Here is a 21,818-nt window from a genome sequence, read left to right on the forward strand (position 1 = left end):
GTCACTGATTGGTCAGGATCTACGGGATGCCATTGATTCTTTGCGGCAGTGGGACGTGAGCTCGTAGCAGGTGGCCATGGGCGCGGGCCAGCTCGGGGCCGGGATCCACGCCGAGCTCGGTGCGGAGCAGCGCGCACCCCTCCCGGTACACGGCGAGCGCGTCGCCTCGTCGACCGGCCAGGTGTAGCGCGACCATGAGCTGGGCGCGGGCGCGTTCGAGCAGTGGCCGCTCGTCGAGGAGCGAGCGCAGCTCGGGGATGACGTCGTGGTGGCGGCCCAGCCCGAGGTCGGCGGCCACTCGGTCGGCGAAGGCGGTGAGCCGGTGCTCCTCCAGACGGACCACTGTGGACGGGACGAACGACGCGCGGACGCCGCCTAGCGCCGTGCCTCGCCACAGCTCCAGCGCCCGGTGCAGGGTCCGCGCCGCCTCGGCGACCCGCTGCTGGCGCAGCGCGGCCCGGCCGGACCGGGACATGTCGAGGAAGACCGACAGGTCGATCCGCTGCGGATCGGTCGCCAGCCGGTAGCCGGCGGGGTGGGTCTGGATCGAAGCCCCACCCACGCCGGCGAGCAGCTTGCGCAGGCTCGAGACGCTGACGTGCACCTGCGTACGCACGGTCGAGGGCGGGCGCTCGCCCCACACCGCGTCGACGATCTGCGCGCCGCTGACGATCGTGTTGGCGTTGACCAGCAGCAGCGCCAGGAGCGCGCGGGCCCGGCCACCGCGGACCGGCACCAGCACCCCTTGGCGCAGCACCTCCACGGGACCGAGGACGCGGAAGGCCACGTCGGAAGGAGGGTCTTGCCGAACATTGGTAACCGGCACCGAAAATGGCGAAGCGATAGCCCCCACGCAGCCCTCCCCGAGCTCCCCGTAAGCGCGAGTGTGCTTTGTATGGAAGCGTACGAGGCGATCACTGGTCGCGCTACGAGGCAGATCCGACAAGTCCGACGCGGACCGTTACGGCATCGCTACGAATCGATCACGTGCGAACTTCGAAGTCGCACCAGGCGGACCACGCCGACGCCACACCGCGGTCGACGGCGCGCAGCCGCCACCGGTAGCCGCCGTCGGCCAGGGTGCCGGCGGGCACCTCGTACAGCAGGGTGAAGCCGTTGAACGGCCGCACGTCCTGCCGTAGGAAGGCCGCGGCGCCGGGCCGGGCGACCTCGAAGGTGGCGCCCACGGTCGGGTACGGCGTCCCGGGTGGCGAGCCGCCGCCGGGCGCGGTCGGCGTGGCGGCGAGCGCCGGACCGCTCGTCGTGGCGGTCGGTGCGCCGCCGCCGCAGAGGTCGAAGCCGGCGTACGGACCGGAGGACAGGCGCAGCGTGGCCGGCACGCCGGGGCGCGGGGCGGCCTGCGCGGCGGGCGCCGGCGCGAGGCCGACCACCAGGCCGAGGACGGCACTGCCGGCAGCGGTCCAGGTCTTGGCTACGGACATCGTTGGGCTCCTTCCCTAGGTGGATGGCCGTGAATGTCTCAGTCAGTGCAGCACGGCCGCCGCCGATCCGCCTGGGCCCACGGATCGCCGTAAGCAACCGGTAAGACCCGGCGTGGAAAGCGAACCGCCGACGTGGATAGCGAACCGATAGTGACGCCGTAGCCGGGACGTAGTGGACCCGTAGTGCCTACACCAAGACTGCGCACCGACGACGTGAACGAAACGGGGAGGGGAACCAGTGGCTCACAGAGCGATCAAACGCAGAGTGGGTGCGGTGCTGCTCGCGGCCGTCTGCGCCGCGGCGGCCATGCTTCTGGCGACGCCGGGTCCGGCCGCCGCCGCACCGCCCGCCGACCATGTGCTGTTCTGGAACGATGTCCTGCTGCGCACGTACCGCCAGGCCGGCGGGCCGCCCACCACGCTGTCCCGGGCGGGCGCGATGATGCACGGCGCGATCTACGACGCGGTGACGTCGTTCACCTGCGAGGAGAACGAGCGGCGGGGGCTCGGCTGCGACTCCGAGCCGTACCTGGTGCGCGTCGACATCCCGAACAACGTCAACCTTTTCCACGTCACGATGATCGACTACGCCGCCGTGTCGGTGCTTCGGTCGGTTTTCCCTCAGTTCAACTTCGACGCCGACCTCGCCGCCGCGCAGGAGGGGCGGACGCCGTCGACCGGGCAGACCGAGTCGATCCGGGTCGGCAATGCGGCCGCCCAGGCGATGCTCAACGCGCGGGCCAACGACGGCTCGGCGAACAACACCCCCTACACGCCGGGCACCAATCCGGGTGACTGGCGACCCACCGGGTCCGGCAACGCGGCCTCGCCGAACTGGGGCCTGGTGCGACCGTTCGCGCTGACCTCCGGCTCCCAGGTACGGCCGCCGCTGCCGGGCGGCTTCGCCAGCACGGCCCAACTGCTGGCCAGCCCGCTTTACGCCGCGCAGGTCAACGAGGTCAAGCAGCTCGGGCGGGAGACCGGCTCGACCCGGACCGCCGAGCAGACGCGGATCGCGTGGTTCTGGGCCAACGACCTGGACGGCACGTACAAGCCGCCGGGCCAGCACTACGCGCACACCCAGATCGTGGCCAAGCAGCGGCAGCTAACCGAGTTCCAGAACGCGCGCCTTTTCGCCCTCGTGGCGCTGTCCATGGCCGACGCGGGCATCGCGTCGTGGGACGCGAAGTACCAGACGGCGGTGGACCTGTGGCGGCCGGAGTCCGCGATCCGCCTCGCCGACACCGACAACAACTCAGCTACTACGGCCGAGCCGGGCTGGGAGCCGCTGTCCGCAACGGCCGCCGGAGTCAACTTCTCACCGCCGTTCCCCGCGTACGTCTCGGGTCACGCGACCCTCGGCGCGGCCTGGGCGGGTGCCATGCGGCACTACTTCGGCACCGACAACATCACGTTCACCGCGACCACTGAGGACCCGCACGCCATCGGCGTGACCCGCACGTTCACCACCTTCAGCGCGGCCGCGACCGAGGACGCGCGGAGCCGCATCTACCTCGGGGTGCACTACCAGTTCGACGCCGACCAGGGCATGGCCACGGGGACCCGGGTGGCGGACCACGTCGCCGCCAACTACCTGAAGGCCGCACCCGAGTGGGACATCTTCGGCCCGTTCCAGGGCGAGCAGGAATGCCAGGCCGAGGGTGACCGCCTGGTCGCCACGCCCGACTACTACGAGTACTTCTGCGACGGGTACATCGGCGAATGGTTCCTCAACGTCCGCTGACCATCCAGATCGGACGGAAGGCCCGGCCGCCGCGGCGGCCGGGCCTTCCGTCCGGCGCTCAGTAGCGCGCCGTACGCGGCCAATCCGATGCTGGCCGGTGGCGTACAACCCGGCGCGCTCCAGCGACGCGACCCGTAGCGGGGCACCTTCTCGACGTGCCGGTCCTGCACCTGTTCATCGGCTGAAGGACAATGCCGTCTTTCACTCCTGGCCCCGACTCGGTCTGACTGTCACGGCACCACGACGAGCCTGCTGCCCCGCAGATCGGAGCGTTGCCAGGCGGTCTCGATATCGCTCAGTGGCACCTTCACCACGTCGAAGGTCAGGTCGCCGGACCGCGTCCACGTCACGACCTGGCTGTAGACCTCCCGCATGGTCTGCGGGCTGAGCCCTTTGGCCGCACCGTAGATCTCGACCCCGGAGGTGCGCAGGCTCTCCGCGGCGAGAACGAACGCGCCGCCGGCCGATTCGCCGACCTGGATCAGTCGGGTCGGCTTCGGTAACGCGAACGACGTGGGGACCAGCGATCGCAACAGGACCTCGGTGGGCCGGCCCCAGAGATAGTCCAGTACGACGTCGTAGCCATCCCCCTTGGCGTCAAGGTACGCCTGCGCCAGCGATTCGTCCGGGACGGCGGTGTTGATCACCGTATCGGCGCCGAGGGCTTGTACCTCACGCAGTTGGTCGTCGTCGCGACCGGTCGCGACGATCCGTCCGGCGCCGAGCAGCCGGGCAACCTTCACCGCGAGTCGCCCCGCGACGCCGGTGGCGCCCTGCACGAGCACCGTCTCGCCGGGCACGAAGCCAGCGGCTGTCTTGACGGACATGCCGGTGATCGCCGTGCCCAGCACGGTCGCGATCGCCGGATCGATACCCTCCGGTACCGGCACGTGGGCGCCCTTGGACACCACGGTCTTCTCGGCGAGCGCGCCGTAGGGCTGGCGCGGGTTGCCGAAGCCGACCAGGGTGCCGTCCGGCAGCGTGCCGATGCCGTCGAAGGCGGGAATCGCCGGCAACTGCGCGGTGTACCGCTGGCTCGCGTAGTGCGTGCCGGCCGCGACGCGCTTGTCGACGTTTTCGACCGCGACCGCCTTCACGTCGACGACCACCTCGTCGTGGCCGGCCACGGGATCGGGGAAGTCCTCGTAGCGAGGGATGCCACCGACCTCGTGCAACACCGCCGCCTTCATCACCGCTCCCGTCCGAAGAACGCCGCGATCCGTCGCTGCCAGGCCGGCAGGAACCGGGGAGGGCGGTCGGGTGAGTGGTTCCACCCGTGGTTCGGCGAAGGATGCGGCGCGAGGCCCTGGCCGTGGACCGCCTTGCCCTGGTGTCCAGCCGGCCGCTCCGCGTGCGGCGAGATCCCTGGGATGCGATGGGTCGCCCGGTGCAGCAGGCCCCGGAACGAGTGCTCGTTTGCCATCTCCGTCTCCCTCTCTATCGGTGATAGGGAAACTCTAGCACTGATAGAGTGCCGGCGGGAGGTACCGAATTGGCGCTAGACCGACAGCGGATCGTCGCGGAAGCCGTCACCCTGCTCGACGCCGAGGGGCTCGACGGCGTTACGACCCGCAAACTCGCCGCACGGCTCGGCGTGCAGTCGCCGACCCTCTACTGGCATCTGCCCAACAAAGCGGCGCTGGTCACCGCGATCGCCGACGCGATCCTCGACCAGCAGTTCCGCGACATGGCGCCGCCCGAGCCGGATCAACACTGGCAGGACTGGCTCAGCGGCCTCGCCGAGCGACTGCGCCGAGCGCTGCTCGCCCACCCGGACGGCGCCCGGGTCATCTCCACCGCCCAGCTCTCCGTCACCATGGCAGCGATCTCCGAACTGGCCATGAGCACCCTGGTGGCACGCGGCATCCCGCTGCGACAGGCCCGCGTGATCGTCCTGACCGTCGAGCGCTTCACCGTCGGCCACGTCCTGGAAGAACAGGCCCCCCGCCCGGACGCGGACGCACTGAAAAACTTCGACATGGCCGCATTCGCCGAGCAGCACCCGACCGTGACGGTCGCGATCGCCGAGTACTTCAGCCCCGGCCGCACTGTGGACGACCTGTTCCGCGACTGTCTGGCGGTGGTCATCGCGGGCGCCGCGGCCAGAGCCGGGGCCACCTCGTAACCGATCACTGGCACCGTGGCGGTGCCGGCATCGGTATGGCGGCGAGGGCGTCGAGCCGATCCCTTCGCCGCGCTCAGCCGCTGACCGTGCCGTGATGCGTTCTTTAGTGGATTGTGGTGGGGAGGCGGAGCTGGATCTGGTAGCCGTTGCCGGCTGTGGGGCCGCAGGTGATGGTGCCGCCGAGGAGTTCGGTGCGTTCACGCAGGCCGATGAGGCCGTGGCGGGCGCCGGGCAGGGGTTGGGTGGGGCGGGTTGCCGGGGTGTTGGTGATGGCGACTTCGATGGTGGCGTTGTGGCGCTGGATGTGGATGGTTGCTGTGGCGCCTGGGGCGTGTTTGCGGATGTTGGTCAGTGCTTCTTGCACGGTGCGGTAGATGGCGCGTTGTGTGGCGGCGCTGATGTCGGCTGGCAGGTCTCCGAGGAGGCGGGTTTCGATGCCGCTGTTCGCGATCAGCTGCCCTAGCCCGGCGAGGGTCGGCTGTGGGGTGAGTTCGGTGGGCGCGGTGCCGGAGGCGCGCAGGACGGTGACCATGTGCCGGAGTTCGTCCAGGGTGCGCACGCTCAGTTCGCGGATGGTCTTGGCTGTCGTTTTGGTGTCTGGGTCGCTGGTGTTGACCTGGAGGGCTCCAGCCTGGACCGCGATGAGGCTGACCTGGTGGGAGACGACGTCGTGCATTTCGCGGGCGAGTTGGGCGCGTTCCTTGGCGAGCACGGTTTGGGCGAGGAGTTGCTGTTCGTGTTCGCGGGCCTGGTGGATCTCGGCCAGGCGCTGTTGCAGATCGCGGCGGGCCTGCACGAGCTGGCCGAGGAAGATCGCGGCGGCCCCGGTCGCGATGTTGTAGCCGAGGGAGACCAGCAGCTCGACGTGGGCGGCCGTGGGGAAGCCGTAGTCGGGCAGCTGCGCGATACAGGCGAGGCTGTAGAGGGCGGCGCAGACCGCGATTGTGCGCCGGTTGCGGGTGGTCGCCGAGACCGTGTACAGGGCGACCGCGCTGGCTGCGGACGCGGGGGAAACCGCGGCGGCGGGCAGGGTGAGCGCGAAGACCAGGTACGGCCATCGGCGCCGGACGGCGAGCGCGAGTGCGGCGACGACGGCGACGATGTCGGCATACGGGCGGTCAGGGTCGGTCATCACCACGGCATCGAGGAGGGCGACCATGACCAGGGCGGCGTCGACGAACGGGGCGGAAGTCCGGCCGGACTTCACGACGTGCCGTCCGCCTGTGTCAGCAGCCCGGCACGCTGGGCGATGAGGGCGGCCTGGACCCGGCTGGTCACTCTCAGCTTGGTGAGGATGGCGCTGACGTGGTCCTTGACGGTGCCCGCGCTCAGGTACATCTGCTTGCCGATTTCGGCGTTGCTCAGCCCGCCTGCGACGAGCACCAGTACCTGGCGTTCGCGGTCGGTCAGCCGAGCGACCGCGTCGGCCTCCGCCGCGCCGGTGGCGTCCGCACCGGCGGTGTTGTCCAGATACCCGCCGACGACGGCCCGGGAGACCTTGGGCGAGAGCACCACCGCACCGGCGGCGAGGGTGCGGACCAGGTGGGCCAACTGCTCGGGATCGGTGTCCTTGAGGATGAATCCGTCCGCTCCCTCGCGCAGCGCGGTCGCGATGTACTCGTCGGCGTCGAAGGTGGTCAGCATCGCCACCGTGGGCGGGTGCGGCATGGCGCGTAGCTGGCGCAGGATGGTGAGGCCGTCGACGTCGGGCATGCGGATGTCGAGCAGGACCACGTCGGGCCGGTGCCGGGTGATCTCCTGGATCGCCTGGCCGCCGCCGGCGGTGGCCACCACGTCGATGTCGGCTGCCGCGCGCAGGATGAGCTGGAAACCGGAGCGGACGAGCGCCTCGTCGTCTACCACCACGACCCGGATCACATTGCGCTCCACTCGATCACCCCGGTCGGCGGTCACCGACCGCTTGACCTTAACCGCTGGGGTGTGGCCGGGCCGCTGCCGGCACGACGGTCGCAGCCGCCGGGCGGGGTGAGTTTTCCCCGGTCAGCGGGGTGACCCCGCCGGGCGGCGGGGGTAGCCCGGTGGCTCGGCGGGGTTGGTGCCGAAGCCTGACGGATGGTCGGGTGGGGCGCGGCGAGGCGACGGTGTCTGCATGACAGCGATCGAGCCCGCGCAGGAGACGTCAGCGCCGCGGCCTGCCCCGGGGTCCGCGCCCGCGGCGGCGGTTGAGCCCGGTCGGTCGATGGGCAGGCTGGTCGGCGTCGACCTGGCCCGCGCGTTGGCCGTGTTCGGGATGTTCGCCGTGCATGTCGGCCCGTTCGAGGCGGCGCGGGGTGACGTCGGCGGTTGGTTCCGGACTGTGTCGGAGGGCCGGGCGTCGGCGTTGTTCGCGACGCTCGCCGGGTTCTCGCTGATGCTGATCGCCGGTCGTTTCGAGCCGAAGACCGGCCTGACCGGTCGGCAGGCGAAGGCCCGGATCGTGATCCGCGCGGTGATTCTGCTGATTGTGGGCACCGCGTTGACGATGACGAACTTCGGCGACGCGGTGATCCTCAACGCCTACGCGGTGTACTTCCTGCTCGCGCTGCCGCTGACCCGGCTGCGCGCCCGGACGCTGGCCATCACGGCGGCCGTGCTCGCGCTGGTGGCTCCGCAGGTCGCGTTCGGCCTGCGGACGTGGCTGAGCGAGCCGGTCCTGCACAGCATCAACGCATACGACCCGCTCGAGCGGCTCAGCGGCGTCGGCGTGCTGGATCTGCTGCTCACCGGCTTCTACCCGGCGATCACCTGGATGCCGTTCGTGATCGCGGGCATGGCGCTGGGCCGGCTCGACCTGGCCGCCGGCGCGGTGCAGCGGCGGCTGGCAGTGCTCGGTCCCGCGCTGATCGTGCTCGGATACGGTACGTCCTGGCTGGCTCTCAAGGTGCTGCGCGGCGGCGTCTCCGACCGTATGCCGGACGGCATGCCCGCGAAGGACGCCATGGCCGACCTGGCGGCCGGCGCCGGGCCGCCGCCGGCGAAGTGGGGCTTCGAGCCCGATGCCTGGTCGCTGCTGGCCGCCCAGCCGCACAGCGGGTCGACCTTCGACGTGATCGGCTGCCTCGGGGTGGCGATCACCGTGCTGCTGTGCGCGATGGTGGCGATGGCCAGACTGCCAGAGCTGCGCCGGCTCGCCGGCCCGGTCATCGCCGTGGGCACCATGTCCCTGACCATCTACGTGGCCCACATCCTGGCCATCCTCGCGCTACCCGGCCAGAGCGCCACCCCGCCGGACGCCAACTCGACCGGTCTGCTGCTCGGATTCGTCGTCGGCGCCGTCGTGTTCGCGGCGCTCTGGTCACGCTTCTTCCAGCGCGGACCACTGGAGCACCTGCTCAACACCGCCACCAGACCAGCGAGGCGCCTTCGCTGAGCGCGGGCCCAGGCAGCGCCGTCCGTTCCGCTTTCCCGGCTTCCGGGCCCGTCGGCGCCGTGCCCGACAACTAGCAGGAGAAAGAGTCTCGTGAACACCGCATCCCAACCGTCGACGGATGGCTCCGCGCGGGCGACGGTCAAGGCGCTGTACGCGCATGTCCGGCCCCACCGGTGGGTCGTCGCGCTGGGCCTGTTGTGTGCGCTGGCCGGTGCCACCGGAGGGCTGATGCAACCCCTGGCCACCAAGGCGTTGGTGGACCGGCTGACCTCCGGCCAGACCATCACCACCGTCCTGCTGGCCCTCACCGTGCTGGTGGTGCTCGGCGCGGTCGCCGACGCGGTCGGCGCCTACGTACTGGAACGGACCGCGGAGTCGGTCGTCCTGGCCGCACGGCGGACCCTCATCGGCCGGCTGCTACGGCTACGCCTGACCGAGGCGGAGCGGATCCCGCCGGGTGACCTGATGTCCCGGGTCACCTCCGACACGACGCTACTGCGGGCGGTCAGTACCCAGGCGGTCGTGGGCGCGGCTACCGGTGCGGTGGCCTTCGTGGCGGCGGTCGTGATGATGGCGATCCTGGACGTCGTGCTCCTGGGCGTGACGCTCGGGGTGCTGGTGGTGACCGGCGGCCTCGTGGCCCTGGTGATGCCCAGGATCGCGCAGGCCACCGAGCGGTCGCAGGAGGCGGTCGGGGAGATCTCCACCGCGCTGGAGCGGGTCTTCGGCGCGTTTCGCACGGTCAAGGCATCCGGCGCCGAGCAGCGGGAGACCGCCCGGGTGGAGGCGGCGGCACGACGGGCCTGGCGGCACGGCGTGACCAGCGCGAAATGGGAGGCCCTGGCCGGATCGGCCGACGGACTCGCCGTGCAGCTGGCATTCCTCGCGGTGCTCGCCGTCGGCGGCGCCCGCGTGTCGTCCGGAGCGATCCCCGTGTCCACGCTCATCGCGTTCCTGCTCTACCTGTTCTACCTCATCGAACCGGTGTCCCAGCTGATCGACGCCGCCTCGCAGTACCAGGAGGGCGCGGCCGCGATCTGGCGGATCACGCAGGTCCAGCGCCTGTCGACAGAACCGCCGACCCAGCACCGCTCCGCGCCGCCCCGGCTGCCCACAGCACTGTCGGGCCCGGCATCGGTCCGCTTCGCCGACGTGTCCTTCCGCCACCGACCCGACGTGCCCTACGCCCACCAGCAGGTGAGCTTCGAGGTACCGGCCACCGGGACGACCGCCATCGTCGGCCCCTCCGGCGCCGGCAAGTCAACCGTCTTCGCGCTCATCGAACGGTTCTACGAAACGACCAGCGGCCGAATCCTGCTCGACGGACAAGACGTACGACACTGGCCGCTGCACGACCTGCGATCACAGATCGGCTACGTGGAGCAGGACGCCCCGGTGCTGGCCGGCACCCTGCGAGAGAACCTGACCTTCGCCGCACCCGACGTCACCGACGCCGACATCCGCGACGTTGTGCGCCGCACGAAACTCGACGCCCTCGTCGACCGCCTTGCCGATGGCTTGGACACGCCGGTCGGACACCGCGGCTGCACCCTGTCCGGCGGCGAACGGCAGCGCATCGCGATCGCCCGCGCACTGCTGCGCAGACCCCGACTGCTGCTGCTGGACGAGGCCACCGCACAGCTCGACGCCGTCAACGAACTGGCAATCCGCGACGCCATCGCCGAAACCGCCACCCAGACCACCGTGCTCGTAGTGGCCCACCGACTGTCCACAGTCACCAACGCCGACCGCATCATCGTCATGGACGCCGGACGAATCCAGGCGATCGGCACCCACGCTGAACTGGTCGTCCAGGACCAGCTGTACGCGCAACTGGCGGCAACCCAACTCCTCACCCCCGACCCGACAACCCCGCGTCCGTCGCCTTTGCGCGTACCCGAAGGCCCTTCTGCATGCGACAGGTAGCGCCTCGCCTGAGAAGACCCGCACCAGCTGCTCGCGCGCGGCTGTTGAAGACGCGGCGGTGAGCGCGGTACAGCTTGGGCCGCGTACCGCCGGTCAGGTCGGCGATCTCGGTGGCGGGTCGGCCAGTGGAGCCCGCGCGCCACCGACGCGGCAACCCGCCGCGCCGACAAAGACCAATGACGACGGCGACGGGACAGCGGGAACTCGAATTCTTGCTTAAGATCCTGGGCTTGCCCTTGACGCAGACAGGGTGACCGATTCGACAGAAGGACGACGATGAGTGTTGCGCGCAGGCGCCGAGCAAGCCTGAGACTCGCCGCCGTGGCAGGTACGGTCATTGTCCTGGCTGCTGCCGCTCCGGCGTGGGCGCAGCAGTCCGGCGGTGTGTCGGCTCAAATCGACGACCTCGTGATCGGCGCGGTCGGCGCACCTGGCAAGGCGCTGCCGATGTACGTGGGCGCCTGGGACGCGATCAACCCCAAAGTCGCTATCGACGTATCGGGTCTGGCCGGCGTCGCCACAGTGGAGTTTCCGGACACCTGCTCGACCAGCGGTTCCACCACTACCTGCCCCGTTCCGCTGGACGACGACAGTGGCATCGCGACCTACTTGCCGCTGCACTTCCGGCCCGCGCCCGGTGCGGCCGTCGGCGACAAGGGCACGCTTACATACACCACGTCGGCTGACGACGTAGACCCGTACGAGCAGCAGACCACGGTCACCGTCGCGGACGGAGTCGACCTCGTCGCCCTCGTCCACGACGAGATCGACTCCGCGAAGATCGGCGAAACGATCACGACCCGCGTCGTGACCTACAACGCTGGCAACCGTGCCGGTGACGGCATCCGGGCGCTGTTCTTCGTCTCCAGCGGCCTGACGCCAGCGTCCTACCAGGACTGCGTTTACGCGAACGACGGATCGGGCGGCACGATCGTCGCGTGCGAGTTCGACGGAGTATTCGAACCGGATCAAAAGTACGAGCTGACAGGCGGCTTCCAGGCCACGGTCCGGCCGCACGCGATGGGCTTTGAGAGCCTGGACCACACCCTGGAACCCCTCGGTATCGCCAGCGAACTGCCCGACGGGCTGACCTTCACCAGCCGAGGCGGCAAGGCCCTGAAGTGGGCACCGGCGAAGAGCATGACCAATGCGGAACGCGTCGAGATCGACAACCGGGACAACTGGGGGTCCTACTACATCAACAAGGTCCCCAACACCTTCGACGTCGCTGCGGTCGGCGTCGCGGTGAAGGGCACGGTCGGCCAGATCGTTCCGGTGCGGATCGGGGTCAAGAACAACGGCCCGGCCGCTCTGGACAGCACCCGTTCGCAGGAACCCGTCGCCTCCTTCGCCCTCACCGTACCGGCGGGTGCGAAGGTCGTGTCGGTGCCGCGGGAGACCTGCGAGCTGATTCTGGACAACGGCGACGGCTCGGTCCGCCCCGTGCCGGCCGAACCCGGCGGTGACTACTACTACTGCCGCGACCCGCGGACCTTCCTCGGCGTCGGTGAGAGTTTTCTCGTCGAGTTCGGTTTGAAGATCACGTCTTTGGACGCGGCCGCTGGTGAAGTGTCCCGCTTCGCTACCCGCATGGGGGAGGACCCCCGCAAGGATGACGCCAACCACGCCAACGACACCGCGCCGGTGACGGTCGCGGGTTCAGGCGGTGCCGGTGGTGGCCTGCCGGTGACCGGCGTGCAGACGGGCGCCATCGTCGGCGGCGGTGCCGTGTTGCTGGCCGCTGGCGCGGTGCTGTTCGTGGTCAGCCGCCGTCGCCGCGTCGTGCTGGTCGCCGGCGAAGACGGACGGTGACCGGTTCCCGTGAAGTCCCGGTGGCCATCGGTGGCCGGGACTTCACGGGATCAGCCCGGCGGTGTGGCTAGAGCAGCCCGGATTCGTGGGCTCGGGCGGCGGCCTCGGTGCGGGTCGTGACGCCGAGCTTGGTGAGGATCCGCGCGACGTGAGTGGCCACCGTGTTGCCGCTGATGAAGAGCTCGTCGGCGATCTGAGTGTTGGAGCGGCCCCGAGCCAGTACCTGCAGCACGTCGAGCTCGCGGCGGGTCAGGCCGAAGTCGTTGACCGTCGGGCCGTCGTCGTTGTCGACCAGCCGTCCGCGCCGTTTCAGGTCATCCATCCGGGTCAGTAGCGGCGTGGCACGCAGGCGGGCCGCCAGTGCGCCGGCCTCGCGCAGCCGTGACAGTGCGCCGGGACGGTTGTTCGAGGCGAGCGCGGTGGCGGCCGCGTCGGTCAGGACCACCGCGGTCTGGTACGGGTTGTGGAGGTGGCGCCACGCCTCGGCGGCCCGATCCCAGGCGGGCAGCTGGTCCGCCGCGATCGCCTCGATGGTGAGGCGGTGCGCGGCGAGTTCGGGCGTCGCGGCGTACCGGGCTTCGACGAGCGCGGTGATCTCCGCGAATCGGGCGGTTACCGCGGCGGCCACCTGCCGGTTGCGGGGTGCGGCCACGCGCCGGGCTCGCTGCGCCCTGGCGCCGACCAGCGCGAGACGCATCACCTCGGGCGGCAGCCAGGCCGCCCGCGCCGGTGCGAGGTGCTCGCCGAGGACGCGGTCCGCCAGGTCGTGGTCACCCTGCTCGGCCGCCCAGGAGATCCGCAGGATCGCGATCTCGGCCTTCACCTCGTCGGCCGAGTGTGCGTGCCGGGCGAACTCGACCAGCTGGCGAAGCAGCAGCTCGAACTGGTCCGCTTCGCCGCGGCAGTACGCGATGTCGGCGGTGACCAGGCGCAGCGCCGCGGCGTACAGCGGGGGCGGGCCGTCGGCCAGCGCGTTCTGCACCACCTCCACGGCCTCGTCCCAGCGCCCTAGCGTGCGCAGGTTCGCCGCGCGAGCCATGGCCAGCATGCTGCCGCGCGAGCGGGCGTGACCGAGCCGATCGGCCTCCCGCTGGCCGGTGCGGGCGAGCTCCACCGCTTCCTCGTACCTGCCGCTGTAGCCGAGCATCAGCGACTCCCACTGGAACGAGGTCAGGAAGGTGTGGTCGTCTCCGACGCTTTCCGCGAGGCGGCGCGACTCGGCGAACCTGCGCCGGGACAGCTCGGTGTCGCCGTCCGTGCCGGAAAACACGTCGTGCAGGACGAGCATGGCGAGCACGAGCAGGGCGGGTGCCCGCAGGCCGTCGTCGTCGAGCTGGTCGGCGAGGCGCAGGGCCTCGATCGCGTGCCGGCGGCTCTCGCCGTGCCGGTGCGCGCCGATACCGACGATGGCGAGTGTGGACAGCAGGCGGCTGCGGACATCGGTTGACGTGCCGGGCGGCAGCAGCGTGAGCGCGTGTTCCAGGTCCTGCGTGCCGGTGCCGTCGAGGCGCTGCCGCAGCTGGCCGCGCAGGCCGAGCAGCGTCGCCCTCCGCTCGGGCCCGGCGGTCGGGTCGAGCTCGTCCAGCGCGGCCGTGCTGAGCGCGACGCCCCGGTTGGAGCGGCCGGTCGCGAACGCGGCGGAGGCGGCGCGCCGCAGCACCTCCGCCCGGCCGGCACCGACGAGGCCGGCCGGGTCCACGACGCGCTCCCAGTTCGCGAGGATCAGTTCGAGCAGTTGGAGCTCTTCGTCGCGGGCGTGCAGCCGGGCGGCGTGACAGGCGGCCCGCCACGCGACCGGCAGGGCGGCGTCGACCTGCCCGGCGGCCATCCAGTGCTCGGCCAGGGCGGCGCTGTCCGGCTCGCGGTCGGTGAGGGCGGCGGCGCACCGCCGGTGCAGCAGGCGGCGTTCGCCCGGCAGCAGCGAGGTGTACACGACTTCCCTGATCAGGTCGTGCCGGATGGAGTATCGCTCGTCGCGCGGCACCGCGTGGCCCAGCTCGACGAGATCGCGCAGCGCCTCGTGGGTCTGCCGCTCAGGCAGGCCGCATACGTCCAGGAGCAGTTCGTCGGAGACCTCGGTCCCGGCGACGGCCATGGCGGACAGCAGGTCACGGCTCGCGTCGCCCAGGTCGGTGATGCGGGCCAGCAGCAGGCCGCGCAGGTCCTCGGCGGGGGCCTCGTCGACGTCACTGAGCGCCTCGACGAACATCGGGTTGCCGCCACTGCGCTGGTGCACGCGCCGGCCGCGGGCGGGGTCCGGCGGCTGCCCGTCGATAGCGGCGAGCAGCTCGCTCACCTGCCGCTCGTCCAGCGGATCGAGGGCGATGTGCACCATCTCCGGGCGGCGGTCCAGCTCGGCGAAGAGCTGCCGGTGTGGGTGCTCGCCGGTGCGCAGCGTGCCGATGAGCAGGACGGCGGCGTCGGTCATGTTGCGGGTCAGGTAGGCGAACAGCTCGCCGGTGGACTCGTCGGCCCAGTGCAGGTCTTCGACCACCACCACGACCGGCCGGGTCCGCGCGACCCGGCTGACGAGCGTCAGGACCTCTTCGAGGAGCCTGGTGCGGCTGTACCGCTCCGGCGCCGGGCCCAAATCCGGCAGCCAGTCGCCGAGGGCCGAGCCGCCGGGCGGCAGCAGGGGTGTCACCTGGTCCCGGCCAAGCTGCCGCACCAGATCACGCAAGATAGCGACGAACGGTACGAACGGTGCGCCCTGCGAGCCTCGCTCCAGGCAGCCCCCGACCAGCGTGAGCGGCGAGTCCGGCAGGTGCCGCACGGTCTCCGCGACGAGCCGGGACTTTCCGATGCCCGCCTCGCCGGAGATCAACACGGTCGCGGCCTGACGCGAGCGGGCCCGCTCGTAGACGGCCCGGATGGATGCGCCCTCGGCGACCCGGCCGACCAGGACCGGGCTGACGACCCCCGTTGTCACCCGCCGCACCCCCCAATCCCGGACGGGATGTCATCAGGTCTGACGACGACAGCCCGGCGCCCAGCAGGAGAACCTTATCCGCACGCAGGTCAGACAACATTTCAAGGAGCAACGATGAGCATCACGCGGCACGCGCGTACCGTCGTCGGCAACATCGCCCTCTCCCTCGACGGGCGTGTGTGCGGCCCCGGTGGCGAGTACGACATGGGCTGGATAGTCCCGCACGCGATCAGCGGCGGTGCCCGCGCGCACATGGTGCGCGTCACCGGCACGGCCACCACCGCATTGCTGGGCCGCAAGAACTACCAGGGCTTCGCCGGCTTCTGGCCGGCCGTCGCCGAGGACGAGAACGCCGATCCGGCCGACCGCACCTTCTCCCGGTGGCTCAACGGCGTCGAGAAGGTGGTCTTCTCCACTACGCTGCGCGAGGTGGAGTGGGACCAGGCGCGCGTCGCCACCGCGGACCCGGTCACCACCGTCAAGCAGCTGCGGCAGCAGGAGGGCGGCGACATCATCGTCCTCGCCAGCGGCAGCATCATCCGGCAGCTGCTCGACGCCGACGAGCTCGACCGGCTCAGCGTCACCCTCTGTCCGGAGACCGTCGGCGGCGGCACCCGCCTCTTCGAGGACGGCCCCGCCGCCCGCTCCTGGCGGCTGGTCGACACGACCGCCACCGAAAGCGGCGGGCTGTGCCTGCTCTACGACCGCGCCCGCGAGGACCGCTGACGGCATCATCCATCGACACGAGATAGAGGGAACCCAGACATGGACAGGCGAACACTGCTTGCGGGTGCCGCCGCGGTCGGCGCGTCGGCGCTGACCGGCGCCCTACCGGGCCGTCCGGCGGCGGCGTCGGCCGGCACCGGCGGACGGCTATGGCGGACCGGAATCGCTGGCCTGCACGACGCGATGGCGGCTCGCGTCGCGCGGCGCGAGCTGGCCGGCATCGTCTACGCCGTCGAGCGTCGCGGCCGGCTACACGTCGACACGATCGGGACCTTGTCGCTGGACGGCGGCGAGCCGATGCGGCGGGACACCCCGTTCCGGATCGCGTCGCTGACCAAGCCGATCATCGCGGTGGCCACGATGATGCTGGTCGAGGATGGTCGGCTCGCGCTGGACGAGCCGGTCGACCGGCTGCTGCCCGAGCTGGCCGACCGGCGGGTGCTCACCCGGATCGACGGCCCGCTCGACCAGACGGTCCCGGCGGCGCGCCCCATCACGGTCGAAGACCTGCTGACCTTCCGGATGGGCCACGGCATGATCTTCGAACCCAGCTTCCAGCCGCCGTACCCGGTCATCACGGCCGCCAAGGAGCTGCGACTGGTCATGGACCAGCCGGACCCCCGCACGACGCTCGGGCCGGACGAGTGGATCCGCCGGTTCGGCACTCTTCCCCTGATGTGGCAGCCCGGCCAGCGATGGCAGTACAACACCGGCGCGCTCGTGCTGGGCGTGCTCATCGCCCGGGCCGCGGGCCAGGCGCTGGAGACAATCCTCCAACGGCGCGTCTTCCGTCCGCTGGGCATGCGCCACACCGGGTTCTCCCTACCGCGCGCCGACGCCTCGCGGCTGCCCGGCCTGTACCTGGGAAACCCGGGCACGGGACAGCTGGAGCTTCAAGCCAGCTCGCCGCCGGACGAGTGGACCCGGCCGCCCGCGTTCCCCTCCGGCGCCAGCGGGCTGGCCTCGACCATCGACGACTACCTGGCGTTCAGCCGATTCCTGCGCAACGGGGGAGTGCACCGGAGCCGGCGGCTGCTGTCGGCCCGATCGATCCGGGCGCTGACGACCAACCACCTCACGCCGCGGCAGCTCGCCGATGCCGGCCCGGTCCTGCTCGCCGGCCGCGGCTGGGGCTACGGCATGGCCGTCAGCGTCACGCCCGACGCGGTCTCGGCGCCCGGTCGCTACGGCTGGGAGGGCGGGTACGGCACCTGCTGGTTCAACGACCCGCACCGCGACCTGACCGCGATCGCGCTGACCCAGACCGTCGACTTCATCTTCAACGGCGCGTCCGACGAATTCCAGCGCCTCGCGGCGGCGGCGGCCTCATAACGACCGCCCGGCTGCGCGCCGCTCCGGGACGATGGCTGGGTAGGGCATCTGTTGGAGGTGGTCGGGGTGGAGTACGCGCGGTTGGGTCGCACCGGGCTTCGGGTGAGCCGGATCGGGTTGGGGTGCATGAGCTACGGCAACGCCGCCACCGGCCTGCACCAGTGGACCCTGAACGAGGACGCCGCAGCGGTGTTCTTCCGCCAGGCGGTCGAACTCGGGGTCACGTTCTGGGACACGGCGAACGTCTACCAGGGCGGCACGTCGGAGGAGTTCGTCGGACGGGCGATCACCCGGTTCTCCCGCAGGGAGGACATCGTGCTGGCCACCAAGGTCAGCGGGAAGATGCACGACGGGCCCGGCGGCAGCGGCCTGTCACGCAGGGCGATCCTGGAGCAGATGGACGCGTCGTTGCGGCGGCTCGGCACCGACTACATCGACGTGTACTACGTCCACCGCTTCGACCCCGACACTCCGGTTGAGGAGACGATGTCGGCTTTGGACCACCTGGCGCGCGCCGGGAAGGTGCGCTACCTCGGCGCGTCGTCGATGTGGGCATGGCAGTTCGCGAAGATGCAGCACGCCGCGGTGCTGGGCGGCTGGACGCCATTCACGGCGATGCAGGACCAGTACAACGTGCTCAAGCGCGAGGAGGAGCGGGACATGATCCCGATGTGCCTCGACCAGGGCGTGGGCCTGACCCCGTACTCGCCGCTGGCCAAGGGTCGCGCGGCCCGGCCGTGGGGGGAACAGACCGCACGCTCGTCGTCGGACGCCGTGGCCAAGGAATTCGACCGCGACGTCGACAGGCCGGTAGTCGACGCGGTCCAGGCCGTCGCCGCGGCGCGCGGTGTGCCGATGGCTCAGGTGGCCCTGGCCTGGGTGTTGTCCAAGCCGGTGGTCTCCTGCCCGATCGTGGGCGCCACCAAGCCGCACCACCTGACCGACGCCGTCGCCGCCTTGGACCTCGACCTCACCGAACGCGAGACCACCGAACTGGAAAAGCCCTACACGCCGCAGGACAACTACTGGTGGTGACACAGGCACCACCGACGAATCCGGTGGTGCCTGCCCGTAAATCAGCGTGTGTAGGTTCCAAGATCGCCAAGGTCGATCTGATAGCCGTCCTGGAGCTTCTCGTACTCGCCGTCAAAGTAATTGTCTAGATATGAATGGCCAAGAATGAATCTGTCCGGCTTCACGGCGCCGTAGTAGCCGGCATTGGCGTTGTCCTCACTGTCGAACAGCACATAGCTTCCCTGCCACCCCGAACCGGATACGCCCCAGCTGATGATGTGATCGATGTACGGGGCGAACTTGGTGAAGAGTTTGTACATCAGCGCGTACTCGTACCCAAGGGCATCGGACTGCCTGACATTGAGCACCGCCGGAGCGATCGCGCCGCCGCCGGGGGCGCTGGTCGGCATCCTCAAGTCAAACTCGGAGTAGGAAATACCAGAAATAAGGCCCTGGTCAACGAGACTGGCATAGAGGGCCATGGCGTATTGGTTATCGCTGGCCAGGGTCTTGGCAACCGAATCGTGTCCCTGGATACCGATGTCCTCGATAAGTGGTCTTCCGTCGTACAGCGGATCCGAGAGCCATGCGGTGTTCAGTTCGCGGACCATGTTGTACACGGTCCTCGCTTTGCTGCGGGTAGCGATACCGTAATCGTTGTAGGTCAGCTTTGGAGGATTGTCGACAACGTAGGCGTCAATGCTGCCGCCGATGTCGTGACCGTCGAGCGTCATGTACTCGGGAAGACCAGCGTAGTTGGCTTTGTAGGCCGCCGCCATCTCGGCGTTGGGGGCCGCGATGTGCGCGTACTTGAAGAGCTGGTAGATGTAATGCTCTTCGAGGTCGCCGCCAATTAGATCGTCCGACATCGCGGCAAGCCAGTTGGTGTGTTTGAGGCTGGTTCTCCAGTTGTTCGGATCCTGGGGGATGAGTTCGCTGTGGCGACTTTCGTGGACCTCTTCGTTGAGTACGTCCCATGAATTGAATGGGATTACTCCGCGGGATGCGCTTGAGCCGTACTTCGCATCTGTGGTCAGGAAGTGCCGCATCACATACATTGTGTGATTGAACTGCACCCTTCTGGACATTTCTTTGTCTACCGGAACCTTGGTTGTAACGCCGTTGCCCAATCCGTAGAAATTGGTTGTGCCGTTATAGCCGAGGGGAAGGTTCGCGGGGATAATCTGTCTCATCCATGCGGGGGCCTGGTTGTACCATGCCAGGACATGAGCGTGAGACTTGTACTCTCCGGGAGCTCCGGAATCCCTGATCGTTTGATAAGCCGCGGTCGGGAAATTGTATTCACCTAGGCCAGGCGTGGTGTCTGCACCGCTCAATGCCTCGCCAGTAACGCTCTTCAGCCAGCTTGGGCCGAGAGAATGCGTGCTCTCGGCCTTGAGATTGTTGCCGTCGACAAAGATCTCATAGTGCTGGGCTCTGGTTCCGGTTACAGGTCCGGTTCCGATCGCGCCGACCATGAACCGCTCATTTTCCCTGTTGTAAACACTCTTCAAAGGCGCTACGACACTCTGGTTTTCCCTGTTGACTACGTCGGGAAGCGCAACGCCGTTGGGGTCGGGTGCGGTTATCTTGATATCGGCGACAAGAAGCGTGCCAGTTTCTGCGGGACGGCTTGTCTCGCCATGGAGCTCAAGAACGAAGTTCGAGGACATGCCTACCGAGGAGGTAACGCTGTGGTGTGCCCGCAACCAGCTTTCACCGTTGTAGCTGCCGACCCAGTCGGGGTTGAGGTTGTTGTACTCGTAATCTCTGAGGTAGCTATCGAGGTTGGAGTCGATGTTTCTTATCCGCCACCTCATGTACTTGCCCTGCGCGCTCTTGGGGTAGTACACATCAAACTCGATAGTTGAGCCTTCGGGGACATCTACCGCCGGAGACAACGGAGATTGAACAGTGATTCCGCCGAACGTGCTCGTCCCGTTATGGGCATAATTGATCTTGAGCAAATCGGCTTTGCCTTCGGAATCCGCAAAAGGATACGGGATCATTCCGAATGTGCCACCGGCAAAGTCGGCGGGGACACGGCTGTCAAGCGGGGTTCTTGCGGTCCAGGCGTTGGTCGGCGCGGAAATTTCTATAGCTAATTTTCCGGGGCCCGGGTCAAGGCGAAAATAAGGATCCGAACCGTCCGCTTTGATCTTGCCGGCGAACCGTTCCATTGCGTTTTCAAGCCAGTCTATGGCATCTTGAGCCCGGGAAACTGGCGCCCTCCGGGCGAACCAAAGCGCGAGATCAAGATCTATGGTTTCATGGGCGTACACCCAGGGGAAAGCCTTGTTTACATCGGATCCGTTGCGAGTACGGGAAATCTGGAGCGGGAATTCCGCGTTGCCGGTCCGCAGAGCTTGGGCTTGTGCGATGAGCTTCCTCAGTTCATCCATAATTTCGGAATGTCGGCCGCTCCCAAGCTCCACGGCGTCAACTTTTTCGGCCGCGGCGGCAGGGACGGGGGCAACCGTGAATACGGAGAACAGTATGATGACAGCGAGACAGCGGTAGGTTTTGACGAACGATCTATCACTCTTCATTTTTCAGTTGCTCCATTTCTCAAGGCAACATGGTGTGAACGTGGTGCGTCAAGCGGTCCAGGGCCCGCATTGGCGACCAACCGCCTCGCTGCCAACTTCCCGGAGTTCCACCCACCCTGCTGGCTGTGCGGCGTGGCCAGCGCCGAAACTTTCGGTCGTCACCCGATACTTGCGGAAAATCTAGAGTCCGAGCATGGCCGTGTCAAGGTTCGTCTATGGGCGTGAAGCGACCGCAGCCAGGCGGAATCAATCAGCCTCGCCCTTTCGGGCGAGCCGGCCGCCAGCCGGCACCTGCGCCAACCGAGGGCCGGTCGTCCACAGCGCCCTCGAACGACAGGGCGTCGCCGCTGTCTTTGGGGCGCGGTTTCAGGCGGTGAGACCCAGGGAGGCGATGAGGCTGCGCATCTCGTCGCGGTAGATGGTGGCTGGGTCGTGGACGAGCGTGCGCAGGTGGCCGTAGATCTCCAGGGGCATCAGGCCGTGCATGCGTCCCCAGACGCGCAGGGTGAGGGCGATGGCTGCGGGTGGCAGGTCCGGGAAATCCGCGCGGGCGTGGGCGACCAGGCCCGGGTCGAAGTGGGTCCATTCGTATTCCCGGTCGTCGGCCTGGTGCACGCGGGCGGCCGGCCAGGCGGCGGCGACGAGGCCGATGAGGTCGCCGCAGGCGCGCCGTTCAGCCTCTTTGCCGGGGCCGTCGTCGGGTGGGCGGTACCCGGGTACGGGGTCGCCGTAGATCAGCCGGAAGCCCTCGGGGTTGGCGAGTGCCCAGTCCCGCACGGCATGTCCCCAGGCCAGGATCCGGCCTCCCGGGTCGCTTTCCGGCACGGCGTCCCGGGTGGACTCGGCGGC

Annotated in this window: 17 protein-coding genes; 8 read left to right on the forward strand and 9 right to left on the reverse strand. The window is 69.1% G+C overall.

All coding sequences use genetic code 11. The features are described 5' to 3' along the window. Positions 1-19: 19 nt before the first annotated feature. Both QMG73_RS19425 and QMG73_RS19430 read right to left on the reverse strand, forming a co-directional pair. A complete protein-coding gene (locus QMG73_RS19425; RefSeq protein ID WP_281897612.1) occupies positions 20-787 on the reverse strand; it encodes an AfsR/SARP family transcriptional regulator in 768 nt (255 codons plus the stop codon). A 196-nt stretch (positions 788-983) separates the two neighbouring features. Next, positions 984-1,442 carry a hypothetical protein gene (locus QMG73_RS19430; protein ID WP_281897615.1) on the reverse strand — a complete coding sequence of 153 codons (459 nt, stop codon included), beginning with the start codon at positions 1,440-1,442 and terminating at the stop codon, positions 984-986. Between the two features lie 238 nt (positions 1,443-1,680). On the opposite strand from QMG73_RS19430, the gene QMG73_RS19435 reads away from it, so the two are divergent. Further along, a complete protein-coding gene (locus QMG73_RS19435) occupies positions 1,681-3,186 on the forward strand; it encodes a vanadium-dependent haloperoxidase (RefSeq protein ID WP_281897616.1) in 1,506 nt (501 codons plus the stop codon). 230 nt (positions 3,187-3,416) lie between these two features. Here the strand turns inward: QMG73_RS19435 and QMG73_RS19440 are convergent, their stop codons facing one another. Together QMG73_RS19440 and QMG73_RS19445 are read right to left on the reverse strand one after the other, a co-directional pair. Then, positions 3,417-4,376 carry a quinone oxidoreductase family protein gene (locus tag QMG73_RS19440; RefSeq protein WP_281897618.1) on the reverse strand — a complete coding sequence of 320 codons (960 nt, stop codon included), beginning with the start codon at positions 4,374-4,376 and terminating at the stop codon, positions 3,417-3,419. Continuing rightward, positions 4,376-4,609, reverse strand: a complete 234-nt coding sequence (locus tag QMG73_RS19445) for a hypothetical protein (protein WP_281897620.1) — start codon at positions 4,607-4,609, stop codon at positions 4,376-4,378. The genes QMG73_RS19440 and QMG73_RS19445 overlap by 1 nt, the downstream gene beginning before the upstream one ends. A 69-nt stretch (positions 4,610-4,678) precedes the next feature. Here QMG73_RS19445 and QMG73_RS19450 point away from each other — a divergent pair, with 69 nt between their 5' ends. Further along, the gene (locus QMG73_RS19450) at positions 4,679-5,311 is read left to right on the forward strand and encodes a TetR/AcrR family transcriptional regulator C-terminal domain-containing protein (RefSeq protein ID WP_281897621.1); all 633 of its coding nucleotides are present in this window, start codon (positions 4,679-4,681) and stop codon (positions 5,309-5,311) included. Positions 5,312-5,414: 103 nt separating this feature from the next. On the opposite strand, the gene QMG73_RS19455 is transcribed toward QMG73_RS19450, so the two are convergent. Both QMG73_RS19455 and QMG73_RS19460 read right to left on the reverse strand, forming a co-directional pair. After that, positions 5,415-6,518: a sensor histidine kinase gene (locus tag QMG73_RS19455; protein WP_281897622.1), complete on the reverse strand. Its 1,104-nt coding sequence runs from the start codon at positions 6,516-6,518 to the stop codon at positions 5,415-5,417. Next, positions 6,515-7,201: a response regulator gene (locus QMG73_RS19460; protein ID WP_281897624.1), complete on the reverse strand. Its 687-nt coding sequence runs from the start codon at positions 7,199-7,201 to the stop codon at positions 6,515-6,517. The genes QMG73_RS19455 and QMG73_RS19460 overlap by 4 nt, the downstream gene beginning before the upstream one ends. Before the next feature lie 310 nt (positions 7,202-7,511). Between QMG73_RS19460 and QMG73_RS19465 the strand changes: the two genes are divergently transcribed. The 3 genes from QMG73_RS19465 to QMG73_RS19475 all read left to right on the forward strand — a co-directional run bounded on the left by QMG73_RS19465 (position 7,512) and on the right by QMG73_RS19475 (position 12,419). Continuing rightward, positions 7,512-8,681: a DUF418 domain-containing protein gene (locus QMG73_RS19465; RefSeq protein WP_281897626.1), complete on the forward strand. Its 1,170-nt coding sequence runs from the start codon at positions 7,512-7,514 to the stop codon at positions 8,679-8,681. A gap of 90 nt (positions 8,682-8,771) precedes the next feature. Next, complete coding sequence (locus tag QMG73_RS19470; protein WP_281897629.1) at positions 8,772-10,607, forward strand: ABC transporter ATP-binding protein; 1,836 nt, start codon at positions 8,772-8,774, stop codon at positions 10,605-10,607. A 321-nt stretch (positions 10,608-10,928) separates the two neighbouring features. Then, positions 10,929-12,419 (forward strand): hypothetical protein, encoded by a 1,491-nt coding sequence (locus QMG73_RS19475; RefSeq protein WP_281897631.1) that lies wholly within the window; start codon positions 10,929-10,931, stop codon positions 12,417-12,419. A gap of 67 nt (positions 12,420-12,486) precedes the next feature. Here QMG73_RS19475 and QMG73_RS19480 read toward each other — a convergent pair whose 3' ends face one another. Beyond that, a complete protein-coding gene (locus QMG73_RS19480; RefSeq protein ID WP_281897633.1) occupies positions 12,487-15,348 on the reverse strand; it encodes a helix-turn-helix transcriptional regulator in 2,862 nt (953 codons plus the stop codon). Between the two features lie 114 nt (positions 15,349-15,462). Between QMG73_RS19480 and QMG73_RS19485 the strand changes: the two genes are divergently transcribed. The 3 genes from QMG73_RS19485 to QMG73_RS19495 all read left to right on the forward strand — a co-directional run bounded on the left by QMG73_RS19485 (position 15,463) and on the right by QMG73_RS19495 (position 18,441). Further along, positions 15,463-16,074, forward strand: coding sequence for a dihydrofolate reductase family protein (locus QMG73_RS19485; RefSeq protein WP_281897636.1), 612 nt, complete (start codon positions 15,463-15,465; stop codon positions 16,072-16,074). A gap of 39 nt (positions 16,075-16,113) precedes the next feature. Then, entirely contained in the window at positions 16,114-17,406 is a 1,293-nt protein-coding gene (locus QMG73_RS19490; RefSeq protein WP_281897639.1) for a serine hydrolase domain-containing protein, read from the forward strand. Between the two features lie 66 nt (positions 17,407-17,472). Then, positions 17,473-18,441: an aldo/keto reductase gene (locus tag QMG73_RS19495; RefSeq protein ID WP_281897642.1), complete on the forward strand. Its 969-nt coding sequence runs from the start codon at positions 17,473-17,475 to the stop codon at positions 18,439-18,441. A 41-nt stretch (positions 18,442-18,482) separates the two neighbouring features. On the opposite strand, the gene QMG73_RS19500 is transcribed toward QMG73_RS19495, so the two are convergent. Together QMG73_RS19500 and QMG73_RS19505 are read right to left on the reverse strand one after the other, a co-directional pair. Beyond that, positions 18,483-20,600, reverse strand: a complete 2,118-nt coding sequence (locus QMG73_RS19500; protein ID WP_407676826.1) for an endo-1,4-beta-xylanase — start codon at positions 20,598-20,600, stop codon at positions 18,483-18,485. A 735-nt stretch (positions 20,601-21,335) separates the two neighbouring features. Beyond that, positions 21,336-21,794, reverse strand: a complete 459-nt coding sequence (locus QMG73_RS19505; protein WP_281897648.1) for a TetR-like C-terminal domain-containing protein — start codon at positions 21,792-21,794, stop codon at positions 21,336-21,338. Positions 21,795-21,818 lie beyond the last annotated feature (24 nt).

It is taken from the genome of Phytohabitans aurantiacus (assembly GCF_027923225.1).
Lineage (GTDB): Bacteria > Actinomycetota > Actinomycetes > Mycobacteriales > Micromonosporaceae > Phytohabitans > Phytohabitans aurantiacus.